Origin of the sequence: Bartonella sp. OC16QHHD (assembly GCF_042194035.1) — a bacterium.
Lineage (GTDB): Bacteria > Pseudomonadota > Alphaproteobacteria > Rhizobiales > Rhizobiaceae > Bartonella.
Genome location: NZ_JBHIMJ010000021.1, coordinates 52,475 through 77,765 on the forward strand (window position 1 = coordinate 52,475; position 25,291 = coordinate 77,765).

The window sequence follows — 25,291 nt, forward strand, 5'->3', positions numbered from 1 at the left end:
GTGCATCGTTATGTTGTTTGGAACAGTTTTTACAGAATGTGTTGAAGATGAAAGTCTTTCTTCAATAGTAATAACAGGAATAAGTGTGGATTCTCGGCAAGTTTTGCCGGGCTATGTTTTTGTCGCTGTTCAGGGGAAAAAAAGTGATGGAAGACACTATATAGATGATGCGATAAAGCGTGGCGCACGAGCAATCGTTACAGACTGTCATGCTGTTCTTGAGGATTTATCTGTTCCCATTTTACGTGTTTCTAATGTTCGTCATAGTTTAGCGTTGGCAGCTGCACGTTTTTACGGTTCTCAGCCTGAAACGGTCGTTGCTGTGACTGGTACAAGTGGTAAAACATCTGTTGTCTCTTTTCTTCGGCAAATTTGGACTTATGCTGGATTTTGTGCTGCGAGTATAGGAACGGTTGGTGTTGTTTCTCCTAAACGGAATGTTTATGGTTCTCTCACAACACCTGATCCGGTCGTCTTGCACCGTCTTCTTTATGAAATTTCTCATGAAGGTGTGACTCATGCAGCTCTTGAAGCTTCTTCGCATGGGCTTGATCAAGGACGACTTGATGGAGTTCGTTTAACGGCTGGTGCCTTTACTAATTTAGGGCGAGATCACATGGATTATCACACGGGGGTAGAGGATTATTTGCGGGCTAAAATGAGGTTGTTTGATACACTTTTGCCTGTATCTTCTCCTGCTTTGATTTTTGCTGATGATGTTTATTCACAAAAGGTTATTGATGTTGTTACACAAGCACGCCGCCGTGTCTTGACAATTGGTCGTAAGGGGCAATTTATCACGATTAATCGTGTTGAACATCAACGCTCAAAACAGTGTATTGAGTGTCGTGTGGAAAATAATATTTATACATTTGATTTGCCTTTGGCTGGAGATTTTCAGGTAGCCAATGCGCTTATGGCAGCGGGGTTAGCAATTGCAACTGGTGTTTCACCTCGTAAGGTTTTTTCTGCGCTTGAAACTTTGCAGGGGGCACCTGGGCGGTTGGAATTTGTGGGAAAGACAGAAAATAATGCGCCTGTTTATATTGATTATGCCCATAAACCAGAAGCTTTGGAGCAGGTTTTGCTTTCTGTTCGTCCCTTTACGCAAGGGCGTTTGATCGTTGTTTTTGGTTGTGGAGGAGATCGTGATCAAGGAAAAAGACCTTTGATGGGAAAAATTGCGGCGGATAAAGCGGATATTGTTATTGTAACGGATGATAATCCTCGCACAGAAATGCCAGAAAAAATACGCAAGGATATTTTACAGGCGGTGCCAACAGCAATAGAGATAGCAGATCGTGGAGAGGCTATTTCTTACGCGGTGGAGCTTTTGAAAGTTGGTGATACATTAATCATTGCTGGAAAAGGTCATGAGGATGGCCAAATTATAGGGCAGACAACTTATCCTTTTTCAGATCGTCTGAAAGCGATAGAAGCTTTAGAGGACCGAAAGAAATGACAACTTTATGGGATAAGCAAGCACTTGTTGCTGCAGTTAATGGTGTTGTAATGGGAAGCCTGCCAGAAACTTTTTCTGGGGTTTCCATTGATAGCCGTACTCTTGCGGAAGGGGATGTTTTTTTCTGCATTAAAGGGCATCATCTTGATGGTCATGATTTTGCTGCGCAAGCTTATGAACGAGGTGCAGGCGTTCTTATCGTTGCGGAACACCGTTTGAGGGATATGAAAAAGATATCGGCTCCACTTATTGTTGTTCCTGATGTTTTGCAAGCCTTAGAAAAACTTGCACAAGCTGCACGCAAACGTTCAAGAGCTAAGATTATCGCGATAACAGGATCGGTGGGAAAAACAACGACAAAAGAGGCTTTGAAACAAGCACTTGCAACGGTTGGGAATGTTCATGCGAATCTCGCTTCTTTAAACAATTGCTGGGGGGTTCCACTCACTTTAGCGCGGATGCCTATGGAGAGTGATTATGGTATCTTTGAAATTGGCATGAATCATAGAGATGAGATTCGCCCTCTGGTCAAACTTGTTTGTCCGCATGTTGCTCTCATTACGCATATTTGTGCAGGACATATGGGTTTTTTCAAAAATCTTGAAGAAATAGCAAAGGCAAAAGCTGAAATTTTTGAAGGATTAGATGAAAAAGGAATTGCCATTTTAAATGCGGATAGTGATTTTTTTTCTTATCTCGTTCAAAAAGCAAAGAAATGTGGTGTAAAGAAGATCTTAAGCTTTGGTGAGACTAAAGATGCTGATTATCAAGCGCGAGATATACGTCTTCTAACTGATAGTACTTCTATGATTGTGCGTATTGGGGGGCGGGATAGGAAGGTTCAAATTGGTGCTCCAGGACGCCATATTGTGCAAAATAGTTTAGGGGTTATCGCTGCTTGTGATGCTATGGGAGTTGAGTTAGAGCCTGTTCTTCTTTCTTTTCGCTATTTTTCTTCTCAAAAGGGGCGAGGTGTTCGTTATCGACTGTCTTTATCAAATGGGGGTGAATTTTATCTCATTGATGAAAGCTATAATGCAAATCCTGCTTCTATGCGTGCTGCGCTTGAGCTTCTTGCTACAGGACCAGTCGGGGAAGAGGGGCGGCGAATTGCTATTTTAGGAGATATGCTAGAGTTAGGGGAGTATAGTGAAAAGCTTCATCGTGATTTAATAAAGCCAATACGTCTTTCCGGTGCTAATCCGGTTTTTCTATTTGGTGAGGCGATGAAATCTTTAGTCAGTGATTTGTCTGCTGGTGTTAAGGTTCATTATGCTGAAAATATTGAGAAAATTTTATCTCTCCTTTTAGCAGAAATTTCTTCTGGGGATCTGCTTATGGTTAAATCATCCAATAGCCTTTGTTCATCAAATATTGTGACTGCATTGCTTGACCGCTATAAAGCGGTTTCTTCATAGTTTTAAGAGGTTTTTTGTACCATGATGCTGTTTTTTTCTTCGTTTAGTGATTGGCTTCCAGGTGTGAATGTATTTCGTTATATTACTTTTCGCACGATAGCGGCTATGCTTAATTCGGGGCTCATCGTCTTTTTGTTTGGACCTAGCATCATTGCTTCTCTTAAATTGCGGCAGGGTAAGGGGCAACCGATTCGTGCGGATGGTCCTCAAACACATTTTAAAAAGGCTGGAACACCTACAATGGGTGGATTGATGATTTTAACCGGTATTGTGGTATCGGCATTTTTGTGGTGTAATTTATCGAATATTTATTTTTGGGTATCGCTATTGGTTATGCTTTCTTTTGGGGCAATTGGATTTTATGACGATTATCTTAAGGTCACAAAACAAACAGACAAAGGATTTTCTGGGAAAGCACGGTTAAGTTTGGAGTTTTGTGTTGCCGCAATTGCTGCTTTTGTCATCCTACAAATTGGCTCATCTGGATTCGCTTTGCCTTTTTTGAAAGATTATCTTATCAATTTGGGCTGGTTTTTTATTCCTTTTTCTGCTTTTGTTATTGTCGCGACGGGTAATGCGGTTAATTTGACGGATGGACTTGATGGCCTTGCTATTGTTCCTGTGATGGTTGCAGCCTTATCTTTTGCTCTGATTGCTTATCTTTCTGGTAATATGAATTTTGCTGATTATCTCCAAATCCATTATGTATCGGGAGCAGGTGAATTGGCTGTTTTATTGGGAGCTGTTGTTGGGGCAGGGCTTGGTTTTTTATGGTTTAATGCACCACCTGCAGCTATTTTTATGGGAGATACTGGTTCGTTGGCTCTTGGAGGATTATTAGGGACTGTTGCAGTCGCTACGAAGCACGAAATTGTTTTGGCTCTTATTGGTGGGCTTTTTGTTGTGGAAGCTTTTTCGGTCGTTATTCAGGTTGGTTATTTCAAATTAACAAGAAAACGAGTGTTTCTTATGGCACCGATACATCATCATTTTGAGAAAAAAGGCTGGACTGAAAGCCAAGTCGTGATACGCTTTTGGATTATTTCAATTGTTCTCGCTCTCATAGGTCTTTCAACACTTAAATTGCGGTGAGAATGTGATTTCTGTTACGTGTTATAAAGGTCAAAAAGTTGCTCTGTTTGGGTTGGGACAGTCTGGACTAGCAACGGCACAAGCATTGATGCGTGGCGGTGCAGAAGTGGTGGCGTGGGATGATAGTCCTTCAAGCGTGCAGATGGCTTTTCGGCACAATATTCCAACGCGAAATCTCCGTTATGAAGATTGGTCAGAATTTGTTGCATTGATTGTAGCTCCTGGAGTTCCTTTAAATTATCCTCAACCCCATTGGGTTGTTGAAAAAGCACGAAAAAAAAAATATAGAAATTATCGGTGATATTGAATTATTTGTTCGTGCGCGCCAGCATTTTTTACAGCATTATGGTTTTTGTGACCAAGATGTTCCTTTCATTGCGATTACGGGGACGAATGGAAAGTCAACCACAACGGCTTTACTTGCGCATTTGTTGGAAAAAATGGGTTATGATGTGCAGGTGGGGGGGAATATCGGAAAGGCAATATTGACGCTTAAGCCATTTGTTAAAAAACGTATCTATGTGATTGAATGTTCATCATTTCAAATTGATCTTACTCCCTCTCTTCAGCCGACCATTGGACTTTTATTGAATTTAACACCTGATCATATTGATCGACATGGGAGTTTTGCCTGTTATGTGCAAACCAAAAGGCATCTGATTGCTCAGGCTTCTCAGGCTTTCATTTCAGTTGATGATGCAGCTTGTCGGGTTTTATATCAACAGTTACTTCATGATGGGAAGCAAATTGAGGCAGTTTCCAAGGATCATTTTGTTGAAAATGGTTTTTATGCAGATGGGACCAAGCTCTTTTCTGTTCGTCAAGGACAGCGCCATATGCTTGCAGATCTTGCTCCTATGGCGGTGTTACGTGGGAGACATAATGCGCAAAATGCCCTTATGGCATTAGCAACATTGCAGGCTTTAAAAATAACTGATCCTTCTGTGAACAAGCATTTAGCAAGTTATAAAGGGTTGGATCATCGTATGCAGCAGGTGCGTAAAATGGGGGCGGTTTTGTTTATCAATGACAGCAAGGCTACTAATGCAGATGCAACAGCTCCTGCTCTTTCCACCTTTAATGATATTTTTTGGATTGTTGGGGGACAGGCAAAAAAGGGAGGGATAGAGTCTCTTAGAGAATTTTTTCCTAAAATTCGTAAAGCCTATTTGATTGGGAGCGCGGCAGAAGAATTTGCTCGCACTATTGGATCTGCGTTTCCCTTTTCTATAAGTTTAACTTTGAAAAATGCGGTGCGTGAAGCAGCTGTTGACGCAATGGGTTGTAAGGAAAAAGAGGTGACGGTTCTTTTGTCACCTGCTTGTGCAAGTTATGACCAATTTAAAAATTATGAAATGCGAGGCGAAGCATTTGTCTCTTTTGTGATGCAGTTACAATAAAAAAGCATCAGTTATAAAAAAATATTTTTGCGTTAAGACTCCAGAATCTTTTTTTGTGTAATTTAGTTTTTAAAGTGTTTGTTAAACAGGCTGGGGAACCATATCACTTTGAGATAATTTATAAAATGGATAAGGTGGATATCATGGTGACGCGTGCAGATAGAGATCCAATTGCTAATTGGTGGTGGACGATTGATCGCTCTATCTTTGCAGCTTGTTTAATTTTAATGGGAATTGGCATTATGCTGTCTTTTGCTGCCAGCCCTATTATTGCAAAAAAAATCGGAATTGCTGATAGTTTTTATTTTGTTCGGTGGCATATCATTTTTAGCATTTCAGCATTTTTTACGATGGTTACCATTTCCTTTTTTTCGCTTTCTAATATTCGTCGTTTATGTGCTCTTTTGCTCATTGTAACGCTTGCTCTTATGGTTGCAACCTTATTTTGGGGTCCAGAATTAAAGGGAGCACGGAGGTGGATTCTACTATTTGGTTTTTCTGTACAGGCTTCAGAGTTTATGAAGCCAGCTTTTGTGGTTATGTCCGCTTGGCTTTTTTCAGAACAGATACGCAGGAGGGGAATTCTGGGTTATACGTTAGCGATTCTACTTTATGCCATTTGTTGTGTGCTTCTGGTTTTGCAGCCTGATATTGGACAAACAGTTTTAATAAGTGCAACATGGGGGGGGCTATTTTTTATTGCTGGTGTACCTCTTACCATTATTTTTCTCTTTCTCATTTTAGGCGTTGTAGGAATTATTTTAGCTTATCTTTTTCTGCATCATGTGCGCGAGCGTATTAATGGTTTTTTGACAGGTGAAGGGGATACGTTTCAAGTGGATGTAGGACGTGAGGCTATTTTGAATGGTGGTTGGTTTGGGCAAGGCCCTGGGGAGGGAACAGTAAAACGTATCATTCCTGATAGCCATACAGATTTTGTATTTTCCGTTGCTGCTGAAGAATATGGTATTATTCTTTGTTTATTAATTATGATGCTTTTTGGCTTTATCGTTATGCGTTCATTGTATATAGCCATGAATACACGTGATTCCTTTATACGTCTTGGTATTACTGGCATAGCAATGATGATTGGCTTTCAATCAGCGATTAATATGGCCGTTAATCTTCACTTAATTCCTCCAAAAGGCATGACATTGCCTTTTATTTCTTATGGTGGTTCTTCGATGGTGGCGATTGCGTTTTCAATGGGCATTTTGCTCAGTTTAACACGTCGTTGGCCAGAAGCGCGCCTTTCAGCTTTTTCTTCCTCTTCTGTCTTGGATACCCCTTATGAATGATAAAAAAGTTATTGTTTTGGTGGCTGGTGGTACAGGTGGACATCTTTTTCCTGCTGAAGCCCTTTCTGTTGAATTAAGGCAGCGTGGATATGATGTTCATTTAATAACAGATGAAAGAGCACGACCTTTTGTTCGGTGCTTTGATGAAGGGCATATTCATATCGTTTCATCGGCAACATTTACACGACGCCATCCTTTTGCTCTGATAAAGACGTTTTGGTCTTTGCTAAGGGGGATGGGGCAAACGTTGGCGTTGTTTTATAAATTACGTCCTGTTCTTGTTGGAGGATTTGGGGGGTATCCGAGCTTTCCTCCTCTTTTTATTGCGGCCTTAACGAGGCGTGTAACATTTATTCATGAACAAAATGCTGTTATGGGGCGTGCCAATCGGGTGTTGGCAATTTTTGTGCGTGCAATCGCTGGTGGTTTGTTGTCACCAAAAGGCGCTTATGCTCATAAAATACTTTTGACGGGGAATCCTGTCCGTGAGGCTGTGTTGAAGGCGGCCAAAATTCCTTATCATTCTTCAGAGGGAGAAAAGCCATTTAATTTTTTGATTTTTGGAGGTAGCCAAGGGGCTTCTGCTTTTTCACATATTGTTCCAGAAGCTATTGCTTTATTTGATGATAAGAACCGTAAACGTTTACGAATTGTACAGCAAGTCCGCGGTGAAGCAGGAAGGTTGATCAAAATCTATCGTGATATGGGCGTACAAGCAGAAGTTGCTCCTTTCTTTGATGATATGGCTGAACGTATGGCACATGCTCATTTTATTTTGTCGCGCGCTGGGGCTTCGTCCGTTTGTGAGATAGCGGTGATTGGTAGACCTGCTTTGCTTGTTCCCTATCCCCATGCTTTAGATCATGATCAGGCTGCCAATGCAGCTCTGCTTGCTCGTGTAGGTGGTGCGCAAATTGTATCAGAAAAAGATTTAAATGCACAAAAGCTTTTTTCTCTTTTAATGCACGCTTGTTGTGCGCCCCATTTATTGGAAAAACAAGCGCTTGCTGCAAAAAAAGTTGGACAACCTCATGCAACCCGTTGCCTTGCTGATATGGCTGAGTCCTTAATTGCAGGGCGATTGTTGTCAGATATAAAAGAGGAGCTTTTTAATGAAAATGCCACTTGATATAGGCGTTATCCATTTTATCGGAATCGGGGGGATCGGTATGAGTGGAATTGCGGAGGTTTTTTATAATCTTGGCTATAAAGTTCAAGGGTCAGATCAAGTTGAAAGTGCAAATGTTGAACGTTTGCGGAAAAAAGGAATTAACGTTCATATAGGTCATTGTGCTGAAAACTTAGGGAATGCAGAGGTTGTTGTTTTTTCTACTGCCGTTAAAAAAACAAATCCTGAGTATATTGCTGCAAAGGAAAGACATTTGCCGCTTGTCAGACGTGCAGAAATGCTGGCGGAGCTGATGCGGTTTCGGCGTGCAATTGCGGTGGGTGGTACACATGGTAAAACAACAACCACATCAATGGTCGCAGCCCTTCTTGATGCTGGTCATTTTGATCCAGTGGTGATTAATGGCGGTATTATTAATGCTTATGGTACGAATTCTCGTACAGGAGATGGCGATTGGATGATTGTTGAAGCTGATGAAAGTGATGGTACATTTTTAAAGCTGCCTGCTGATATTGCTGTTATTACTAATATTGACGCTGAGCATTTGGATCATTATGGAAATTTTGATGCTGTGCGTGAGGCTTTTCGGCAATTCGTAGAAAATGTTCCTTTTTATGGTTTTGCTGTTTTGTGTCTTGATCATCCAGAGGTTCAGTCATTGGCGGGCCGTATTGATGATCGTTGGGTGATCACTTATGGTGCAAATCCACAAGCGGATGTTCGTTTTCTTAATCTTTCGATGGATGGTCAAAAAACGCATTTTGATGTTCTTGTTCGCTCACGCAAAACAGGAAGAAAGATTGAGTTGAAAAATTTGCTTTTGCCCATGGCAGGGCAGCATAATGTTGCTAATGCAACGGCGGCGATTGCTATTGCGCATGAACTAGGCATTTCAAATGAAGCTATAAAAAGGGGCTTAGCAGAATTTGGCGGAGTAAAACGGCGTTTTACGCGAACAGGAAATTGGCGTGGCATTGAAATATTTGATGATTATGGACATCATCCTGTTGAAATAAAGGCTGTTTTGCGTGCAGCACGTGAGAGTGCAAAAGGGCGTGTTATTGCGATTGCACAACCCCATCGGTATTCACGTTTGTATCATTTATTTGATGATTTTTCTGCTTGTTTTAATGATGCAGATACAGTGTTGATTACGCCCGTTTATGCGGCTGGTGAAGAGCCTATTGTAGGATTTGGTTCTCAAGAATTGGTAGAGCATATTAAAATGGCGGGTCATCGTGATGTGCGCTTGATACATAGTCTGGAAGATGTCGTGTCTCTTGTCTCAAAATTTGCTCAGGCAGAGGATTATGTTGTTTTTCTTGGTGCTGGCAATATCACACAATGGGCTTGTGCGTTGCCTCATCAATTAGCGGTATTGGATGGTCATGGTAAATTTTCAGCACATTGATGGTGAGGCGCTATTGGCGCAATTGCAACCACTGTTGGGTGGCGTGAGAGGAAAGCTTACACCTAATGTTGAGATGCGTAAGGTAACGTGGTTTCGCACGGGCGGGTTGGCAGAGCTTTTTTATCAGCCTGTTGATGAAGAAGATTTGGCTCTCTTTCTTCAAAATTTGCCTGAATTTGTTCCTGTAACAATTGTCGGTATTGGTTCTAATCTTCTGGTGCGTGATGGGGGGGTTCCTGGTGTTGTGATTCGTCTTTCGCCAAAAAAATTTGGGCAAGTGAAGCAAGTTTCTCCAAAAGGCTTTTTAGTTGGTGCTGGTACGGCGGATAAACATTTAGCTGCTGCCGCTTTAGAAGCTGAGATTGCAGGTTTTCATTTTTATCATGGTATTCCCGGAGGTCTTGGAGGAGCTCTCAAAATGAACGCGGGTGCGAATGGTGTTGAAACTGCAGCGCGTGTTGTCGAGGTCTATGCGCTGGATCGTAAAGGGCAACGTCATATCTTGAGTGTGAAAGATATGCATTATTCCTATCGCCATTGTGATATTCCTAAAGATTTTATTTTTACGGCTGCTTTATTAGAAGGAAGAATCGGCAATAAAGATGATATTCGTGCTGCTATGGATGAAGTTGCCCTCCACAGAGAAACAGTGCAACCTATTCGCGAAAAAACAGGGGGGTCAACTTTCAAAAATCCTGAGAATACATCCGCGTGGCGCGTGATTGATGAAGCAGGGTGTCGTGGTTTACAGATTGGTGGCGCTCAAATGAGTGAAATGCACTGTAATTTTATGATTAATACAGGGCAAGCAACAGGATATGATCTTGAAGCATTGGGAGAAACAGTGCGTGCGCGTGTTTTTGCAAATTCAGCCCACCTTTTACAATGGGAAATAGAGCGTATTGGTCAATTTGAGCGTGGTCGAAGTGTTTCTCCTTTTGATCCATTTCATTGATTTATTGTTCACTAAAAAAGTGAAAATAAAAAATTGAGTCATTTCAAAGAGATAATAAAAAAATTCTATTAAGAATCAATAAATTAACAAAGAATCTCTTGCATCAGGCTTTTGAGTCTGATTCATTATGCAAAATGCTAGGTTATTGATTCGCAAGGATAAACTTTGTTTTTCCTGTATGTGGTGCTGATGTATTCTATATAGACTACATATAGTATGCGAAAGAGGGTGATTTATTATGAAAGATAAACATATAGCTGTGTTAATGGGAGGTTTTTCTTCTGAACGGTCTATAAGTTTATCTTCGGGGGCGGCGTGTGCTGATGTTCTAGAGGTGCAGGGGTATCGCGTGAGCCGCGTGGATGTTGACGCTCATATTGCTTCTGTTCTTGAACAGTTGCAGCCCGATATTGCCTTCAATGCATTGCATGGTCCATTTGGTGAAGATGGCCGGATCCAGGGGATTCTTGAATATTTAAAAATTCCTTATACCCATTCTGGTGTGATGGCATCCGCTTTGGCAATGGATAAGGGACGTGCAAAAATTATCGTTGAAAATTTTGGGGTTTGTGTTGCTCCTTCTCGTATCATGAGCCGCTTTGCTTTGGGACAAACGCATCCCATGGAGCCTCCTTATGTAATTAAACCTGTGTGTGAAGGATCAAGTTTTGGTGTTGTCATTGTCCAGGAAAATGAAGCAGCACCGCCGCATAGTATTGGGGGAGCTGAGTGGGGGTATGCTGATGAGGTGATGATTGAAAAATATATTCCTGGTCGTGAATTGACTTGTGCTGTTTTGGGGAATGAAGTGCTGGATGTGTGTGAAATTCTTCCCGATAAACACTTTCCATTCTACGATTATGACTCGAAATATAAAACGGGTGGTTCTCTTCACATTTGTCCTGCACAACTTTCACTAAATATTTACCAAAGTGTGCAAAGAATGTCTTTAGCAGCCCATCAGGCGATAGGGTGTCGAGGTGTTAGCCGTTCTGATTTTCGTTTTGATGAGAAAACGGGAGAATTGGTTTGGCTTGAAATTAATACGCAACCCGGTATGACATCGACGTCTCTTCTTCCTGATATTGCAAAAGCGAGCGGCCGTACTTACGGCGATATTGTTCAATGGATGGTGGAGGACGCATCATGTATGCGTTGAATGTTAATAAAACAAATGTTCCGATGGAGGTGCTTTCAGTGCCGGCTTTGCCACGTCTTTATCGTCGTTTTCTCCGGTTTATGTTTGAGTTTGTTTTTGTCAATATTCATATTCCACGCCATTTCGGCTCTTTTGCTGTTGTATGGTTTTTCTTTGTTACGGCTTTTTATGGACTTTCATCAAGTGGTCAGATGGCTGTGATCGTAAATACGATCATATTGGATAGTAGTTTTGTGGTCACTCATGTCGATATAAGCGGTAATAAGCGCTTGGCAAAGCAGGATATTTTTAAAATTTTAAAACTTGATGTTGCGCCTTCTATATTCACTTTTGATGTTGAAAGAGCACGTTCTCTTTTGGAAAAACAGGCTTGGGTGCAATCGGCTAATGTTCAGAAAATTTATCCCAATAGAATGCGCATTTCCATTGTGGAGCGTGAACCCTATGCCATTTGGCAACATGATGGCATAATGGATATTGTTGATAATACAGGTCGTGTCATTGTGCCTTTTAAAGGGGAAATTGTTCGGGATTTACCTCTTGTGGTTGGGCAGGGTGCACAAAATGCTGCTAAAGTGTTTATTCAAGCGCTGTCAGTCTATCCGGAAGTATATGATCGTATTCGTGCTTTTGTGCGGGTAGGTGATCGACGTTGGGATCTTGTTTTGAATAATGGAATGCGCGTTATGTTGCCTGAAAATGGTGCTCTTGAAAGGCTTTCTTCTCTTTTTTCGTCCGGTACAATGCAAGATCTTTTATCTCGCGATATTCTCAGTGTTGATTTACGTCTTGCTGATCGAATTACTGTTTCTTTATCAGATGAAACGTTGGAGCGTTATCATACTACTGTAGCAGAAGAAGAACGTATTTTAAAAGCGCGAAAGGCAGGAAGCCTATGATGCTGCTCAGATCACATCATTTGAAGGGGCGTAAAACACGTTTTTTAACGGTACTTGATGTCGGTTCAAGTAAGATTGTTTGTCTTATTGCTTGTTTGCGTCCTTTGAAGCATGCGCACTATTTACATGGTCGTACACATTCTACGGAAATTCTAGGCTTTGGAGTGCAGCGTTCACGTGGTATTAAATCTGGTGTTGTCATGGATATGTTTGCAGCAGAACAATCCATAAGATTGGCTGTTGATGCGGCAGAAAAAATGGCGGGTTTGGTGGTGGATTCAGTGATTGTGAATTTTTCCTCAAGTCGATTACAAAGTGCTTTGATTAATGGAAAGGTCCATTTGAATGGTCGTGAAGTCACCAAGCGTGATATGCGTATGGCCTTTTCAGATGTTTCGCGTAAAGCCTTTGATGCTGAACGTCATGTTATGCACTCAGTTCCAGTTTCTTATGTATTGGATGGAGATAAAGGAATTTTTGATCCTATTGGCATGGCAGGGGAAACATTTGGTGTCGACGTGCATGTGGTAACAGCAGAAACAGCCTCTTTGCGTAATTTAGAAACTTGTATTAATCGTGCACATTTGAGTGTTGAAGCAATGGTTGCTACTCCCTTTGCAAGTGGTCTTGCTGTCTTGATGAATGATGAGGCGCGTTTAGGGGCTGCATGTATTGATTTTGGTGGTGGAACAACAACATTTTCAGTGTTTTTTGAGGGGAAATTTATTCATGCGGATGCTCTTGCTGTTGGGGGGCATCATGTGACTCTTGATGTTGCGCGCGGATTTTCTATGTCTTTAACAGAGGCGGAACGTTTAAAAGTTGTTTATGGTTCAGCACTTTTAACAAGTGCTGATGAGCGGCAAATGATTAATGTAGCAGAAATTGGGAGTGAACAGCGTGAAACTCAATATCCTCGCGCGGTTCTTGGGCGTATCATTCGTGCGCGTGTTGAAGAAATTTTAGAAATGGTCCGTGATTGTTTAAATCGTTCTGGTTTTGGTCACATCATTGGTAAACGTGTTATTTTGACTGGGGGAGCAAGCCAGTTAACAGGATTGCCAGAAATGGCACGTACTATATTAGGAAGAAATGTTCGTATCGGGCGGCCTTTAGGTATTTCGAGGCTTCCTTCTCTTGCAAAAGGGGCGGCGTTTACATCTGCTGTTGGGTTGTTAATTTATCCGCAATTGGTGGGGTTTGAAGAAAAAACAATGCAGGCGGCAGGAAATCATTTATCGATGGGCACGCGTGGATATTTTCAGCGTGTTGGTCAGTGGTTGCGTGAGAGTTTTTAGTTAAGTGTCTAGTTGGATAAATTTCATCGCTTTGGCTTGCGGTGTCTTATGAGAAGGAAAAGAAAATGACGATTAATCTGCATCGGCCAGATATCGCGGAATTGAAGCCACGCATTACCGTTTTTGGTGTTGGAGGTGGTGGCGGGAATGCCGTGAATAATATGATAAATGCTGGTCTTCAGGGAGTTGACTTTGTTGTTGCAAATACGGATGCACAGGCTTTGGCTATGTCAAAGGCTGAACGTGTTATCCAACTTGGGGCAGCTGTGACAGAAGGTTTGGGTGCTGGGGCTTTGCCGGAAGTTGGACAAGCGGCGGCGGAGGAATGTATTGATGAAATTATTGATCATCTTGCAGACTCTCATATGGTTTTCATTACTGCTGGTATGGGGGGAGGAACTGGAACAGGAGCTGCTCCCGTTGTTGCTCGCGCAGCGCGTGAAAAAGGTATTTTGACTGTTGGTGTTGTGACAAAGCCGTTTCAGTTTGAAGGCGCACGTCGTATGAAAACGGCAGAGGCTGGTATTGAAGAATTACAAAAGTCTGTCGATACATTGATTGTTATTCCCAATCAAAATCTTTTCCGTATTGCAAATGATAAGACAACGTTTGCTGATGCTTTTGCTATGGCTGACCAAGTGCTTTATTCTGGTGTTGCTTCCATTACGGATTTGATGATTAAAGAGGGTTTGATTAACCTTGATTTTGCTGATGTTCGTTCTGTTATGCACGAAATGGGTCGAGCCATGATGGGAACGGGTGAGGCATCTGGTGATGGGCGTGCTTTGGCTGCGGCTGAAGCTGCCATTGCAAACCCATTGTTGGATGATACCTCTATGCGTGGGGCGCGTGGTTTATTGATTTCTATTACGGGTGGTCGTGATATGACTCTCTTTGAAGTTGATGAAGCTGCTAATCGTATTCGTGAAGAAGTAGATGCTGATGCGAATGTGATCTTTGGCGCTATTGATGATGAGTCATTGGAAGGTGTTATTCGTGTTTCTGTGGTTGCCACCGGTATTGATCGTGAAGTTAGTGATGTGGTTCAGTCCTCTCATCCTCAGATTCAAAGGACTGCTTCTTCAATACGCAAGAGCGATCCTGGAACGTCACACAGTTCTTTTCATGTTCAATCTTCGCCTCTGCGTTCTGAGTCAATGGTAGAAGTAATCGAATCACTTGAAATAGAGAAGGGTAAATCAACCGGAGAACAGTTCCGTCCCAAAAGTCAAATTTTTGCACATCCTGCAGACTCAATGACGACACGAAGTGCGACGAATGCTGTTGCGTATGGTTCAAATGCTGTTCAGGAACAGAGATCAAATGTGCCTCGTATGCAAGTAAGCCGTGGTTCTCAACAGGCGATGACGGCTCCTGTGAGTATGGAGGCAACAGCGCATGTTCTTGATGAGATGACAGGGCTTGTGAAGCAAAAAGAAAAGCCAGTGCAACCAAAACAAATGCAAGCGCGCGCTCCAATGCGTATGCCTGAGTTAAAGGATTTTCCACCTGTTGCTCATGGACAAAGTCAAAGAACATTTGTGACTGATCAAGGTCCTCGTAATCTTTGGCAGCGTTTGAAACAGAGCTTGACACATCGTGAAGAAGCTGAGCCAGAAGCGAGGCTGGAGCCTGCTGTTAGATCGTCTCAGCAGAAAGAGTCTCATGTTTACAATAAAAATTCTCAGGCGCTTTCTCAAGATGCTTCTGTTTATGTTCCACGTCGTTCTGGTGAGCTGCATCCTCAGGTACCACAAGATCAGCGTACATTTATAAGTGAAGAAGATCAGTTGGAAATACCAGCATTTTTACGTCGTCAGGCAAATTAATTGATGAAAAATGAGGTAAAGTAAGAAATTTTATTATTTCTTTAATGATCAGACAAAAATTATACAGTAAAATATATTACTGTTTTTTGGATAAAATACTTTGTTTAAAAAAAACCGCTTATAATAAGCGGTTTTTTTTATTATTTACTATGAATATTTTTTATAGTTTTATAAATTTTGTTAAAAGATGTACAAGCAATTTAATAACATGATATGATGAATTTAGTACCAAAATATCAGTCTACTCTTAAAAAAGCAGTAACATTTAAGGGGATTGGCGTTCACAGTGGCTGTTTGTCAGTGGTAAAGATTTGTCCAGCGGATGTTGGGTGTGGTATTGTTTTTAAGCGTTGTGGATTAGACGGAACAGAGAAAATATTTCAAGCCCATGCATCGCAAACAGGAGAAACTGAATTATCAACAGTACTTGGAGATGAAGATGTAAGGGTTGAAACAATTGAACATTTGATGGCGGCAATTGCTGCTTATAATTTGGATAATCTTGTTATTGAAGTGTCACATAATGAGATTCCTATTTTGGATGGTTCAGCGTGGCTATATTGCCAAGCTTTTGAAGATGTTGGTATTGTACAGCAAAATGCGTTGCGTTCTTATTTCATTATAAAAAAGCCGGTGCGGGTTGAAGGAGCTCATGGTGTTGCAGAGCTTTTGCCATTCGATGGACGTCGTTTTGATATAACGATCTCTTTTCCTTCTTCTGCTATTGGTAAGCAACATTTCAGTTTTGATCTTACCACACGAGGGTTTAGGGATGATTTGTCACGTGCGCGCACTTTTGGTTTTATCAAAGACGTGGAGGAATTAAGGCTTTCTGGAAAGGCGAGAGGTGCTTCTTTGGAAAATTCTCTTGTTATCGACCTTAATGATAAAATTTTAAATCCCGATGGTCCTTATTGGGAGAATGAATGTGTTCGGCACAAGATGCTTGATGCGATTGGTGATACTGCTTTGCTTGGGGCACCTTTTATTGGATTATTTCGTTCTTATTGTAGTGGGCATAGAATTAATGCGCAATTGGTGAAGGCTGTTTTGGCAGACGAATCATATTATGAAAAAAGCTTTTTAGAGAAAGAGTAAAAAAATTGACAAGATTTTTTTATCGTTTATTTGATTTTTAAGGGGATGATTGACCTAAACTGCTAAATTGGTTATGTGGATTTTAAAGTGATATGGTATAAAACCTTTGATAAATTGTTTTTGCTACAAGGTGATATTCTGTGGAGGCCGGAAAAACTATGAAAAAATCTCATGTGTGCATTGGAAATATGACATATAGAAAATCTAACATTGTACGCAAGATATTGGGGGTGGTGCTTTTGGGAAGCACCTGTATGTTAGCGGGATGCCTCTTTAAAGAGAAAAATACCCTTGATCCATCTGCTTATGTTTTGAAAATAGAGCCACCAGATGTTTTATATAATCAGGCGCTTGCTAGCCTTGAAAGTGGGCGGCTTGGGGACGCATCGAAGAAGTTTTTGAAGATTGAAAAACAGTACGCTTATACAGACTGGGGACGTAAATCTTTGGTCATGGGTGCTTTTACTAATTATCGACTCGGAAAGTATGATGATTCAATTAGTATGGCTCAACGCTATATTACTCTTTATCCAGGGTCGACTGACTCGGCTTATGCATACTATATTATTGGTCTTTCTTCTTTCCGTCGGATTCCTGATGTTACGCGTGATCAACGTGACACGAAACGTGCTATTGCTGCTATGCAGCTTCTTATAGAGCGTTATCCTAATTCTGAGTATGTCAAGGATGCTAAGGATAAAATCCGTTTTGGTCGCGAACAACTGGCTGGTAAAGAAATGCAGATTGGCCGTTATTATGAAGAGGGACGGCGCTATCTTGCGGCAAGTAGACGGTTTCGTACCGTGGTTGAGGAGTATTCTGATACAAATCAAATTGAAGAAGCACTTTTCCGCTTGACTGAAGTTAATCTTGCTCTCGGCTTAACGGCGGAAGCACAGACGGCAGCAGCTATTTTAGGACGTAATTATCCCAAAAGTGAGTGGTATAAATTTTCTTATAATCTCTTGCAGAAGAATAAAATATCGCCACGTGAGCATAAATCTTCTTGGATCTCAAATGCTTTAGGTGGTGACAAGAAGAGGATACGTTGATTCTCTATGTTGGTACAGCTTTCGATTCATAATATTGTTTTGATCGAAACGCTCGATATTCATTTTACAGCGGGGTTGACGGTTTTAACTGGAGAAACGGGTGCGGGGAAGTCTATTCTCCTTGATGCTTTATCACTTGCTCTAGGGGGGCGGGGTGATGCTTCGCTTGTGCGTCATGGGGCTGACCGCGGGCAGGTCACAGCTGTTTTTGATGTGTCTGTTTCACATCCTGCACGTCAACTTATTCGTGAGAATGGTCTTGATGATGAGGGTGATATTATTTTACGACGTGTGCAATCAAGTGATGGACGTAGCCGTGTTTTTATCAATGATCAGGTGTCTAGTGTTGCATTGATGCGGAGTGTTGGCCGTTTGCTGGTTGAAATCCATGGACAACATGATGATCGTGCGCTTGTTGATGTTGCTACACATCGCCAATTATTAGATGCCTTTGGTGGTCTCGAAGATGAAGTGGAAAATTTGCGTCAGTGTTATCACTCATGGCGTGAATTTGAGGAGCGTTTGCAACGGCAGCGTCTTAAAGTAGAGAGTGCTGTACGGGAGGTTGATTATCTTCGTGCGTGTGTAGAAGAGCTTGAAAAGCTTGATTTTAAAGTTGGTGAAGAGGAAGCTCTTTCTCTTCGTCGTGCTGATATGCTTAAATTAGAAAAAATAGCAACAGATATTAAAGAAGCGGATGATCTTTTAACGGGTCAAAAATCACCAATCCCAGTGCTTTCTAATTTGGTGAGGCGTTTGGAGCGGAAAATTCCTGAGGCGCAAGAACTTATTGCACCTGTGGTGAAATCTATTGATGAGGCATTGCATGCACTTGCAACAGCACAAGAAGGTATTGAGACGGCAATACGAGCATTAGATTTTGAACCTGATGAATTGGAACGGATAGAAGAGCGTCTTTTTTCTCTTCGGGGTTTTGCTCGTAAATATCAAGTTTCTGCGGATGAATTGATTCAGTTACGCGATAAAATGGACGCAGAACTCGCTGATTTTGAAGAGGCTCAGACTATATTGACACGTTTTGAAGATGAGGCAGAGCAGGCAAAGAAAAATTATGATACATTGGCGCAAGCCTTAACAATAAAGCGTCGGGAGACAGCAAAGCATTTATCTGAAAGTGTTATGGCTGAGTTGCCGGCATTGAAGTTAGAGAGGGCTGAATTTATTGTTGAAATGCAAAGTGATGTGGAAAAGCGGAGTGCAGAGGGATGTGATCGTATTGAATATTGGGTGCGGACAAATCCTGGAACACGTGCTGGGCCGATGCTTAGTGTGGCTTCTGGCGGTGAATTATCCCGTTTTTTGCTGGCATTAAAAGTTGTTTTATCTGATCGAGGATCAGCACCGACGCTGATTTTTGATGAAATTGATACAGGTGTTGGGGGGGCTGTTGCAGCGGCTATTGGGCAACGGTTGCAACGCTTATCAGAACATGTCCAAGTTTTCGCTATTACGCATGCTCCACAGGTTGCATCGAAAGCGCATGGTCATTTTCTTATTTCAAAAATTGAGAGTCATGATAAAGGACGCTTTGTTACTGCGATTCATAAAATGAAAGAGCATGAGCGTGCAGAAGAAATTGCCCGTATGTTGGCTGGAGAACAGATTACTGAAGAAGCGCGTGCAGCGGCTCAAAAGCTTCTCGCATAAAGGTAATTAGTCAGCGATAAAAATACTAGAAAGCTTATATTTATTGAGATTCACTTGATGAGGAGGCGTGGGAGGCCCTTGTGGCAGCGCTTGTAATTTGGAATAGATTTTATGAACAAAGATGCATATAAAAATCTCACAGCTGTTGAAGCAGAACGTGAATTAGAGTGGTTGGCAAAAGAGATTGCACGTCATGATGTGCTTTATAATCGTGATGATCAGCCTGAAATTTCTGATGCAGAATATGATGCTTTACGTCGTCGTAATGCAGAAATTGAAGCTCTTTTTCCAGAGCTTATACGTATTGATTCTCCTTCACATAAAATTGGAGCACCAATTTCTGAAAAATTTGAAAAATCTGTTCATGTACAGCCTATGCTTTCACTTGATAATGCGTTTAGCTCTGAAGATGTTACTGAATTTGTTGAGCGTATTCGTCGTTTTTTACGGCTTCCAGAAACACAAGTGTTGGAAATAACAGCGGAGCCAAAAATTGATGGTTTATCTTTGTCTTTGCGCTACGAAAAGGGGCAGCTTGTGCGTGCGGCAACGCGTGGGGATGGAACTGTCGGTGAAAATGTGACGGCAAATGCCCGAACAATTGCTGATATTCCACAAGTTTTGCAAGGTGATTTTCCTGGTATCATTGAGGTGCGTGGTGAAGTTTATATGGGGCGGGAGGATTTCCAAGCACTGAATATCAGCCAACAAGAGAAGGGCAAGTTAACCTTTGCCAATCCTCGAAATGCGGCGGCTGGTTCTCTCCGTCAGCTTGATTCACGGATAACCGCTAGCAGAAAACTTCAATTTTTTGCTTATGCTTGTGGTGAGGTGAGTGAAATATTGGCAGAAAGTCAAATGGAGATGATGAAAAAGCTAAAAGAGTATGGCTTTGTTATCAATCCATTAACAAAAGTCTTTAAGACAGTAGAAGACATTATTTGCTATTATCACGATATCGAAGAATGCCGTCATTCTTTAAGCTATGATATTGATGGCATTGTTTATAAGGTCAATGATTTGATGCTCCAAAAGCGCTTGGGGTTTGTTTCTCGTTCGCCGCGTTGGGCTATCGCCCATAAATTTCCAGCAGAAAAAGCGATAGCGCTTTTGGAGAATATTGACATTCAAGTTGGGCGCACGGGAGCTTTGACACCTGTTGCACGTCTTACGCCTATTACTGTTGGTGGAGTGGTGGTGACCAATGCTAGTTTGCATAATGAGGATTATATTAAGGGAATTGGTCATAAAGGAGAGCCCATTCGTGAAGGGCGTGATATCCGTGTAGGCGATAGCGTGATTGTACAACGTGCTGGTGATGTGATCCCTCAAGTTATTGATGTTATCATTGAAAAACGCCCGAAAGATGCTGCTGTTTTTATTTTTCCTCATTTGTGTCCAGCTTGTGGGAGTCATGCTGTTCGTGAAGTGGGAGAAGCCGTGCGTCGCTGTACAGGGGGGCTTATTTGTCCTGCACAAGCAATTGAACGTATTCGTCATTTTGTTTCACGCAATGCTTTTGATATTGAGGGCTTGGGTAAAAAACAGGTAGAGTTCTTTTTCCATGTTCAAGATGAGGCGCTTTGTATTCATACACCAGCCGATATTTTTACTTTACAACGGCGCCAAGAAAAATCTTTGATACGTTTGGAAAATATGGAAGGTTTTGGTACTGTTTCAGTGCGGAAATTGTATGATGCCATTAATGCGCGCAGAGAAATTCCGTTGAGCCGTTTTTTGTTTGCATTGGGGATTCGTCATGTTGGCGAAGTGAATGCACGCCGCCTTGCACGCGCTTATAAAAATTATACAGCTTTTGAGACTGCGGCTATGGAAGCACTTATGCCATGTGATAAGGAAAATGAAGAAGGAAATGAGGCTTGGATAGAGCTTACCAATATCGAAGGAATTGGACCACAGGTAGGGAGCGCAATTGTTGATTTTTATCAAGAAGCGCATAACCGTGAGATTTTATCTGTTTTGCTTGAAGAAGTAATACCTCTTGATGAGGAGCCTATCATAGCAGATTCTTCACCAATAGCAGAGAAGATCATTGTTTTTACAGGAACTTTGGCGCATATGTCACGCGATGAAGCAAAAGCATTGGCAGAGCGATTAGGGGCTAAAACATCTGGTTCACTTTCTAAAAAAACAGATCTTCTTGTTGCAGGACCTGGAGCGGGCTCCAAGTTGGCTAAAGCTGAGGAATTAGGTGTTGAGGTTATCGATGAAGAGGCTTGGCTACAGCTGATTGAGAAACATAATGTTTAGAGGGATTTTTCCAGAAGATCGTATGCTGTTTGTATGATTATCTCTCTTACATTTTTGGGGGGATGAAATCAAAAAGGGGGATAATAGGGGCTGTTTTTTGCAAAAACAGAGCGCCATATATTTTGATATTTATTAAGTTATTAAAAATGATTAACGTTGAACTTAAATATTAAACTTAAACTATTATGATGAAGAATATACAAGGTTATTATTAGTAAAAGATATAAATTATTACTGTGAAGAAAGGCAAAATTTTTGAACAAATATGTATAATTTAATCCAAAATGCCGTAATAAACCAATTATAATGACGTAATAGAAATATAACGCGGAAGATTACAAAATATAATAAAACATTCCGCTATAAATGAATAAGGGATATAACTGCGAGTTGTTTATTATGTTGAATTATAAAAGATTACTGGTATCTATGCTTATCAGGCATTATTAGATGGTACACTTGTCCAATTTCATTACAAAATTTCGGATATTCGCTAATGCGTCTAGCAGCATAATTTTTTTTCTGACTTCCTTCATCTCTCTCAAATTTCTCAGCATAGGAAATTTCGTTTATTAGAGCTAGTATTTGGACTGAGAATATTTCAGAATTAAATACCATTCGTGCATATCTAAACATTGGATCTGTCGAGTTCATGACCAGATTTTTTGCCCAAATGAAATCGCTTTCTTTCCAATTATATTGAGAACGTAACTTATGTATGTAGGTAGGTAGGGATAATGCCGGAAATTTTTTATTATACTCTCTCTGTAATAAGTCCACAAGGCATGCACACCAAACAACTTTCGCATGGATAAGATTTATATTTTCAGGAATTAGCACTATCATACCAGGGTTTAGAACATGATATACACCATAACTCTTATTATCCAGATATTTTTTCGCAATTTCTAGACGCTCTTCGTATATATTATCAGGATATTGTGTCTTTACGTACTCTTCGTATAATTTATCGTACTTATTTGGAGTAATGACTTGATTTTCAGAAAATACAGCAATAGGAACTCGCTTAAATTTAGTAATTTCCTTCAATACAGAAGGCTCAATATAGTATCCAAAAATAATATTATGGAACAAAATAAAACTATACGCATTAGGATAATCACTTTATTTCTAAAATACTGGATAAGGATATAGCTTATTAAGATCTGTGCTTAAGATTTTGTTAACTAACAAGCCATAAGATACACGCTTTATTGTGTCTTTTTCAAAGTATTTGTGAAATTTTGTAGAGAGCTTGAATCTCCTTTACTTATGTGACTGTTTTTGTGTTATGTAGTTTTTCATATACTCTGTTATTGTTGTTAATTTTTTAGCTGAATGACATGTTCAGGTAAAAACATATACCTCCATATATGTTGTTTTCATACTGTGCAGTTGGAAACTATTTATATTGTGGATAACGTTTTTCAACAATAAGTTCTAGTCTAGAAAATAATATTGTACTGTTAACTATGCAAATAAATAAAAAACCTTAACGCTGATGTTATCATCATGCTATTTCTTTTAAATTCTAAATACTTAACTTTTATTTCATAGCAGATTCTATTTTATTGTAGCAATATGTATTATAAGGAATTACAGCTGTTGAAAATAACTCAAGAATTTAAAAATATAAATTATCATTATGAAGCAAACAAAAAGGTAAAATTTATTCGAATAAATATGCAGAATTTTTGAATCCAAACAGCGTAATAAGCTGGTTATAATAGGTGTTTTAGAAATACGATGCGGAGGATTACAAAATATAACGAAAGTTTCCATATAAAAGAAATAGGGATATAATAATGTCTAGATGGAGATCGCCAAGATAAGTATTACCACGTATAGGTGTATCTCATCTTGCTTCACCGAGGTTAGCGTTTACCGTACCAGCAAAAAAACTTGAAGTATCTTGTAGAAATATTTTTTGTATTTCCTGATGCAGATACATATTTTTCCCTTAAAAAGAGAAGATCCTGTGTTTTGTAGAAAGAGTAAAAGTTATACGTTGCTTCATTTAAAGGGGCATTGTTGCTTCTTTTGCCCATTTTTTATCTTCTTCGTTCAAGTAAGGTGCATTCATCTGATAAACGCGCGCATGGTAATCATTGAGCCATTGTCGTTCTTCTTGTGTCAAAAGCTCTGGAAGGATTAACCGTCGATCAATGGGGCAAAGTGTGAGTGTTTCGAACGAGAGCATTTCTATATCTCCACCATCAATTTTTTGTGCTGGCTTCACAATCATCAAATTTTCAAGACGGATACCAAAAGCGCCTTCGCGGTAATAGCCTGGCTCGTTTGAAAGAATCATACCGGAGATGAGTTCTTGGCACCCTTTGCGAGAAATATTTTGCGGTCCTTCATGGACAGAAAGATAAGATCCAACACCATGACCGGTGCCATGGGCATAATCAAAACCAGCTTTCCACAATGCAATGCGTGCAAGAGAATCAAGGTCTTGTCCTCGTGTGCCTTTTGGAAATCTGATAGTTGAAAGAGCAATCATGCCTTTGAGGACAAGCGTAAAACAGTGTTTTTCTTCTTCTCCAATATTCCCAATTGCTACGGTGCGTGTGACATCAGTCGTACCATCACGATATTGTCCACCTGAATCAACGAGGTAAAGTTCACCGGCTTTGAGTTGTTTATTTGTTTGCGTTGTTACACGATAATGAATAATGGCACCATTTTCTCCTGCTGCTGAAATTGTATCAAAAGAAAGATCTTTAAGTTTTTCTCCCATTTCTTTTGCTGTATTTATGCGAAATTCTTCTAATTTTTGAGCAGCGGAAATTTCACTTATTGACCCTGGTATTTGTTTATCTAACCAAGAAAAAAAACGGGTTAGGGCAACACCATCGCGTAGATGCGCTTTGCGTGCGCCATTGAGTTCTGTGTCATTTTTAATGGCACGTGGTAGAGCAGCAGGATCAGTAAGTGTGATAAAAGAGCTATTTTTTTCTTCAATAACAGTTCGTAATTTTTCGCATGTTAGCTGTGGATCTAAGGCAAACACTGTCCCTTTTTGAACATACTCTTTGATCTTGGGAATAAGCTGTTCTGGTTCATATAATTTTGCATAACGTTCTAGATATTGTTTCTGTTCTACACCAAGTTTTTTGCTGTCAATGAATAAAGCTGGTGTTTCGTTAAGTGGAATGAGAGCAAAACAAAGGGAAAAAGGCGTGTTGGAAACATCATTGCCCCGTATGTTGAATGTCCATGCAATGGAAGAGGGGTCTGTAAAAATAAAAGCATTTGCATGAGTTTGCTGTATATCTTTGTAAATCAAAGCGAGTTTTTCATTTGTATCGCACCCAGCATATTTGAGAGGGTGAATTGATAAGGCAGATTGTGGTAATTTTGGTTGATTATGCCAGAGCAGATCAATGGGATTATGTTGAACTTCTACAAGTTTTCCACCTGCTTTCATTTCTAATGCATTTCTCAATGCATCGGTGGCAGCAATCGTGTGGAGCCATGGATCAAAGCCAATAGAAAGTTTTTGACCATTTTTTTCAAGCCATTGTGAGGGAGGACAAGTTATGAGATCTTCATAATTAAAAATATCAGGATCAGTTTGTTGGCGAACTTGGAGCTTATATCGCCCATCTGTAAATATGATGGCTTTGTTTTTTAAAATCAGTGCAATCCCAGCTGAGCCAGTAAAGCCGGTTAGCCAGCTAAGACGTTGAGCATGAGGGGGGACATATTCTCCTTGATGCTCATCGCACCGCGGAACAAGAAAACCATCGAGTCCAAGGTGATTGAGTTCTTTACGAAGGCAAGAAATGCGTTCTGCTGCATAAGCAGGATTTGTTGTCGCCTCAAAAGATTGATACATAACGACGT

17 protein-coding genes and 1 pseudogene are annotated in these 25,291 nt (G+C 40.6%); 16 read left to right on the forward strand and 2 right to left on the reverse strand.

Going from position 1 to position 25,291, the window contains the following annotated elements:
- Positions 1 to 10: 10 nt before the first annotated feature.
- The 16 genes and pseudogenes from ACFIK1_RS03325 to ligA all read left to right on the forward strand — a co-directional run bounded on the left by ACFIK1_RS03325 (position 11) and on the right by ligA (position 21,439).
- The gene (locus tag ACFIK1_RS03325) at positions 11 to 1,462 is read left to right on the forward strand and encodes a UDP-N-acetylmuramoyl-L-alanyl-D-glutamate--2,6-diaminopimelate ligase (protein ID WP_375662079.1); all 1,452 of its coding nucleotides are present in this window, start codon (positions 11 to 13) and stop codon (positions 1,460 to 1,462) included.
- Positions 1,459 to 2,880, forward strand: coding sequence for a UDP-N-acetylmuramoyl-tripeptide--D-alanyl-D-alanine ligase (gene murF, locus ACFIK1_RS03330; protein WP_375662080.1), 1,422 nt, complete (start codon positions 1,459 to 1,461; stop codon positions 2,878 to 2,880). The genes ACFIK1_RS03325 and murF overlap by 4 nt, the downstream gene beginning before the upstream one ends.
- Before the next feature lie 21 nt (positions 2,881 to 2,901).
- Positions 2,902 to 3,972: a phospho-N-acetylmuramoyl-pentapeptide-transferase gene (mraY, locus tag ACFIK1_RS03335; protein WP_375633003.1), complete on the forward strand. Its 1,071-nt coding sequence runs from the start codon at positions 2,902 to 2,904 to the stop codon at positions 3,970 to 3,972.
- A 4-nt stretch (positions 3,973 to 3,976) separates the two neighbouring features.
- Positions 3,977 to 5,372: pseudogene (gene murD, locus ACFIK1_RS03340) on the forward strand (UDP-N-acetylmuramoyl-L-alanine--D-glutamate ligase).
- A 143-nt stretch (positions 5,373 to 5,515) separates the two neighbouring features.
- Positions 5,516 to 6,670 (forward strand): FtsW/RodA/SpoVE family cell cycle protein, encoded by a 1,155-nt coding sequence (locus ACFIK1_RS03345; RefSeq protein WP_015856642.1) that lies wholly within the window; start codon positions 5,516 to 5,518, stop codon positions 6,668 to 6,670.
- Positions 6,663 to 7,799: an undecaprenyldiphospho-muramoylpentapeptide beta-N-acetylglucosaminyltransferase gene (murG, locus tag ACFIK1_RS03350; RefSeq protein WP_375662081.1), complete on the forward strand. Its 1,137-nt coding sequence runs from the start codon at positions 6,663 to 6,665 to the stop codon at positions 7,797 to 7,799. The genes ACFIK1_RS03345 and murG overlap by 8 nt, the downstream gene beginning before the upstream one ends.
- The gene (murC, locus tag ACFIK1_RS03355; RefSeq protein WP_375662082.1) at positions 7,783 to 9,210 is read left to right on the forward strand and encodes a UDP-N-acetylmuramate--L-alanine ligase; all 1,428 of its coding nucleotides are present in this window, start codon (positions 7,783 to 7,785) and stop codon (positions 9,208 to 9,210) included. Before murG ends, murC begins: the two co-directional genes overlap by 17 nt.
- Positions 9,188 to 10,165, forward strand: a complete 978-nt coding sequence (murB, locus tag ACFIK1_RS03360) for a UDP-N-acetylmuramate dehydrogenase (protein ID WP_375662115.1) — start codon at positions 9,188 to 9,190, stop codon at positions 10,163 to 10,165. Before murC ends, murB begins: the two co-directional genes overlap by 23 nt.
- A 238-nt stretch (positions 10,166 to 10,403) precedes the next feature.
- On the forward strand, positions 10,404 to 11,324 hold the full coding sequence (locus ACFIK1_RS03365) for a D-alanine--D-alanine ligase (RefSeq protein WP_375662083.1): 921 nt from the start codon (positions 10,404 to 10,406) through the stop codon (positions 11,322 to 11,324).
- Positions 11,312 to 12,223, forward strand: a complete 912-nt coding sequence (locus tag ACFIK1_RS03370; protein WP_375618227.1) for a cell division protein FtsQ/DivIB — start codon at positions 11,312 to 11,314, stop codon at positions 12,221 to 12,223. The genes ACFIK1_RS03365 and ACFIK1_RS03370 overlap by 13 nt, the downstream gene beginning before the upstream one ends.
- Positions 12,220 to 13,521, forward strand: coding sequence for a cell division protein FtsA (ftsA, locus tag ACFIK1_RS03375; RefSeq protein WP_375613372.1), 1,302 nt, complete (start codon positions 12,220 to 12,222; stop codon positions 13,519 to 13,521). Before ACFIK1_RS03370 ends, ftsA begins: the two co-directional genes overlap by 4 nt.
- 65 nt (positions 13,522 to 13,586) lie before the next feature.
- On the forward strand, positions 13,587 to 15,350 hold the full coding sequence (gene ftsZ / locus ACFIK1_RS03380) for a cell division protein FtsZ (protein WP_375632991.1): 1,764 nt from the start codon (positions 13,587 to 13,589) through the stop codon (positions 15,348 to 15,350).
- 213 nt (positions 15,351 to 15,563) lie between these two features.
- Positions 15,564 to 16,448 carry a UDP-3-O-acyl-N-acetylglucosamine deacetylase gene (lpxC, locus tag ACFIK1_RS03385; protein WP_375632989.1) on the forward strand — a complete coding sequence of 295 codons (885 nt, stop codon included), beginning with the start codon at positions 15,564 to 15,566 and terminating at the stop codon, positions 16,446 to 16,448.
- Positions 16,449 to 16,606: 158 nt separating this feature from the next.
- Positions 16,607 to 17,500 (forward strand): outer membrane protein assembly factor BamD, encoded by an 894-nt coding sequence (locus ACFIK1_RS03390; RefSeq protein ID WP_375632987.1) that lies wholly within the window; start codon positions 16,607 to 16,609, stop codon positions 17,498 to 17,500.
- Positions 17,501 to 17,506: 6 nt separating this feature from the next.
- Positions 17,507 to 19,168: a DNA repair protein RecN gene (recN, locus tag ACFIK1_RS03395; protein ID WP_375655100.1), complete on the forward strand. Its 1,662-nt coding sequence runs from the start codon at positions 17,507 to 17,509 to the stop codon at positions 19,166 to 19,168.
- A gap of 111 nt (positions 19,169 to 19,279) precedes the next feature.
- Complete coding sequence (gene ligA, locus ACFIK1_RS03400; protein ID WP_375662084.1) at positions 19,280 to 21,439, forward strand: NAD-dependent DNA ligase LigA; 2,160 nt, start codon at positions 19,280 to 19,282, stop codon at positions 21,437 to 21,439.
- Between the two features lie 417 nt (positions 21,440 to 21,856).
- Here ligA and ACFIK1_RS03405 read toward each other — a convergent pair whose 3' ends face one another.
- Together ACFIK1_RS03405 and ACFIK1_RS03410 are read right to left on the reverse strand one after the other, a co-directional pair.
- A complete protein-coding gene (locus ACFIK1_RS03405; RefSeq protein WP_375662085.1) occupies positions 21,857 to 22,489 on the reverse strand; it encodes a hypothetical protein in 633 nt (210 codons plus the stop codon).
- A 967-nt stretch (positions 22,490 to 23,456) separates the two neighbouring features.
- Complete coding sequence (locus ACFIK1_RS03410) at positions 23,457 to 25,283, reverse strand: aminopeptidase P family protein (RefSeq protein WP_375662086.1); 1,827 nt, start codon at positions 25,281 to 25,283, stop codon at positions 23,457 to 23,459.
- Positions 25,284 to 25,291: the final 8 nt, after the last annotated feature.

Coding starts and splice junctions, on each gene's coding strand:
- ACFIK1_RS03325 (WP_375662079.1), top strand. CDS start 11: ATGTTGTTTGGAACAGTTTTTACAGAATGTGTTGAAGATGAAAGTCTT.
- murF (WP_375662080.1), top strand. CDS start 1,459: ATGACAACTTTATGGGATAAGCAAGCACTTGTTGCTGCAGTTAATGGT.
- mraY (WP_375633003.1), top strand. CDS start 2,902: ATGATGCTGTTTTTTTCTTCGTTTAGTGATTGGCTTCCAGGTGTGAAT.
- ACFIK1_RS03345 (WP_015856642.1), top strand. CDS start 5,516: ATGGTGACGCGTGCAGATAGAGATCCAATTGCTAATTGGTGGTGGACG.
- murG (WP_375662081.1), top strand. CDS start 6,663: ATGAATGATAAAAAAGTTATTGTTTTGGTGGCTGGTGGTACAGGTGGA.
- murC (WP_375662082.1), top strand. CDS start 7,783: ATGAAAATGCCACTTGATATAGGCGTTATCCATTTTATCGGAATCGGG.
- murB (WP_375662115.1), top strand. CDS start 9,188: ATGGTAAATTTTCAGCACATTGATGGTGAGGCGCTATTGGCGCAATTG.
- ACFIK1_RS03365 (WP_375662083.1), top strand. CDS start 10,404: ATGAAAGATAAACATATAGCTGTGTTAATGGGAGGTTTTTCTTCTGAA.
- ACFIK1_RS03370 (WP_375618227.1), top strand. CDS start 11,312: ATGTATGCGTTGAATGTTAATAAAACAAATGTTCCGATGGAGGTGCTT.
- ftsA (WP_375613372.1), top strand. CDS start 12,220: ATGATGCTGCTCAGATCACATCATTTGAAGGGGCGTAAAACACGTTTT.
- ftsZ (WP_375632991.1), top strand. CDS start 13,587: ATGACGATTAATCTGCATCGGCCAGATATCGCGGAATTGAAGCCACGC.
- lpxC (WP_375632989.1), top strand. CDS start 15,564: ATGATGAATTTAGTACCAAAATATCAGTCTACTCTTAAAAAAGCAGTA.
- ACFIK1_RS03390 (WP_375632987.1), top strand. CDS start 16,607: ATGAAAAAATCTCATGTGTGCATTGGAAATATGACATATAGAAAATCT.
- recN (WP_375655100.1), top strand. CDS start 17,507: ATGTTGGTACAGCTTTCGATTCATAATATTGTTTTGATCGAAACGCTC.
- ligA (WP_375662084.1), top strand. CDS start 19,280: ATGAACAAAGATGCATATAAAAATCTCACAGCTGTTGAAGCAGAACGT.
- ACFIK1_RS03410 (WP_375662086.1), bottom strand. CDS start 25,283: ATGTATCAATCTTTTGAGGCGACAACAAATCCTGCTTATGCAGCAGAA.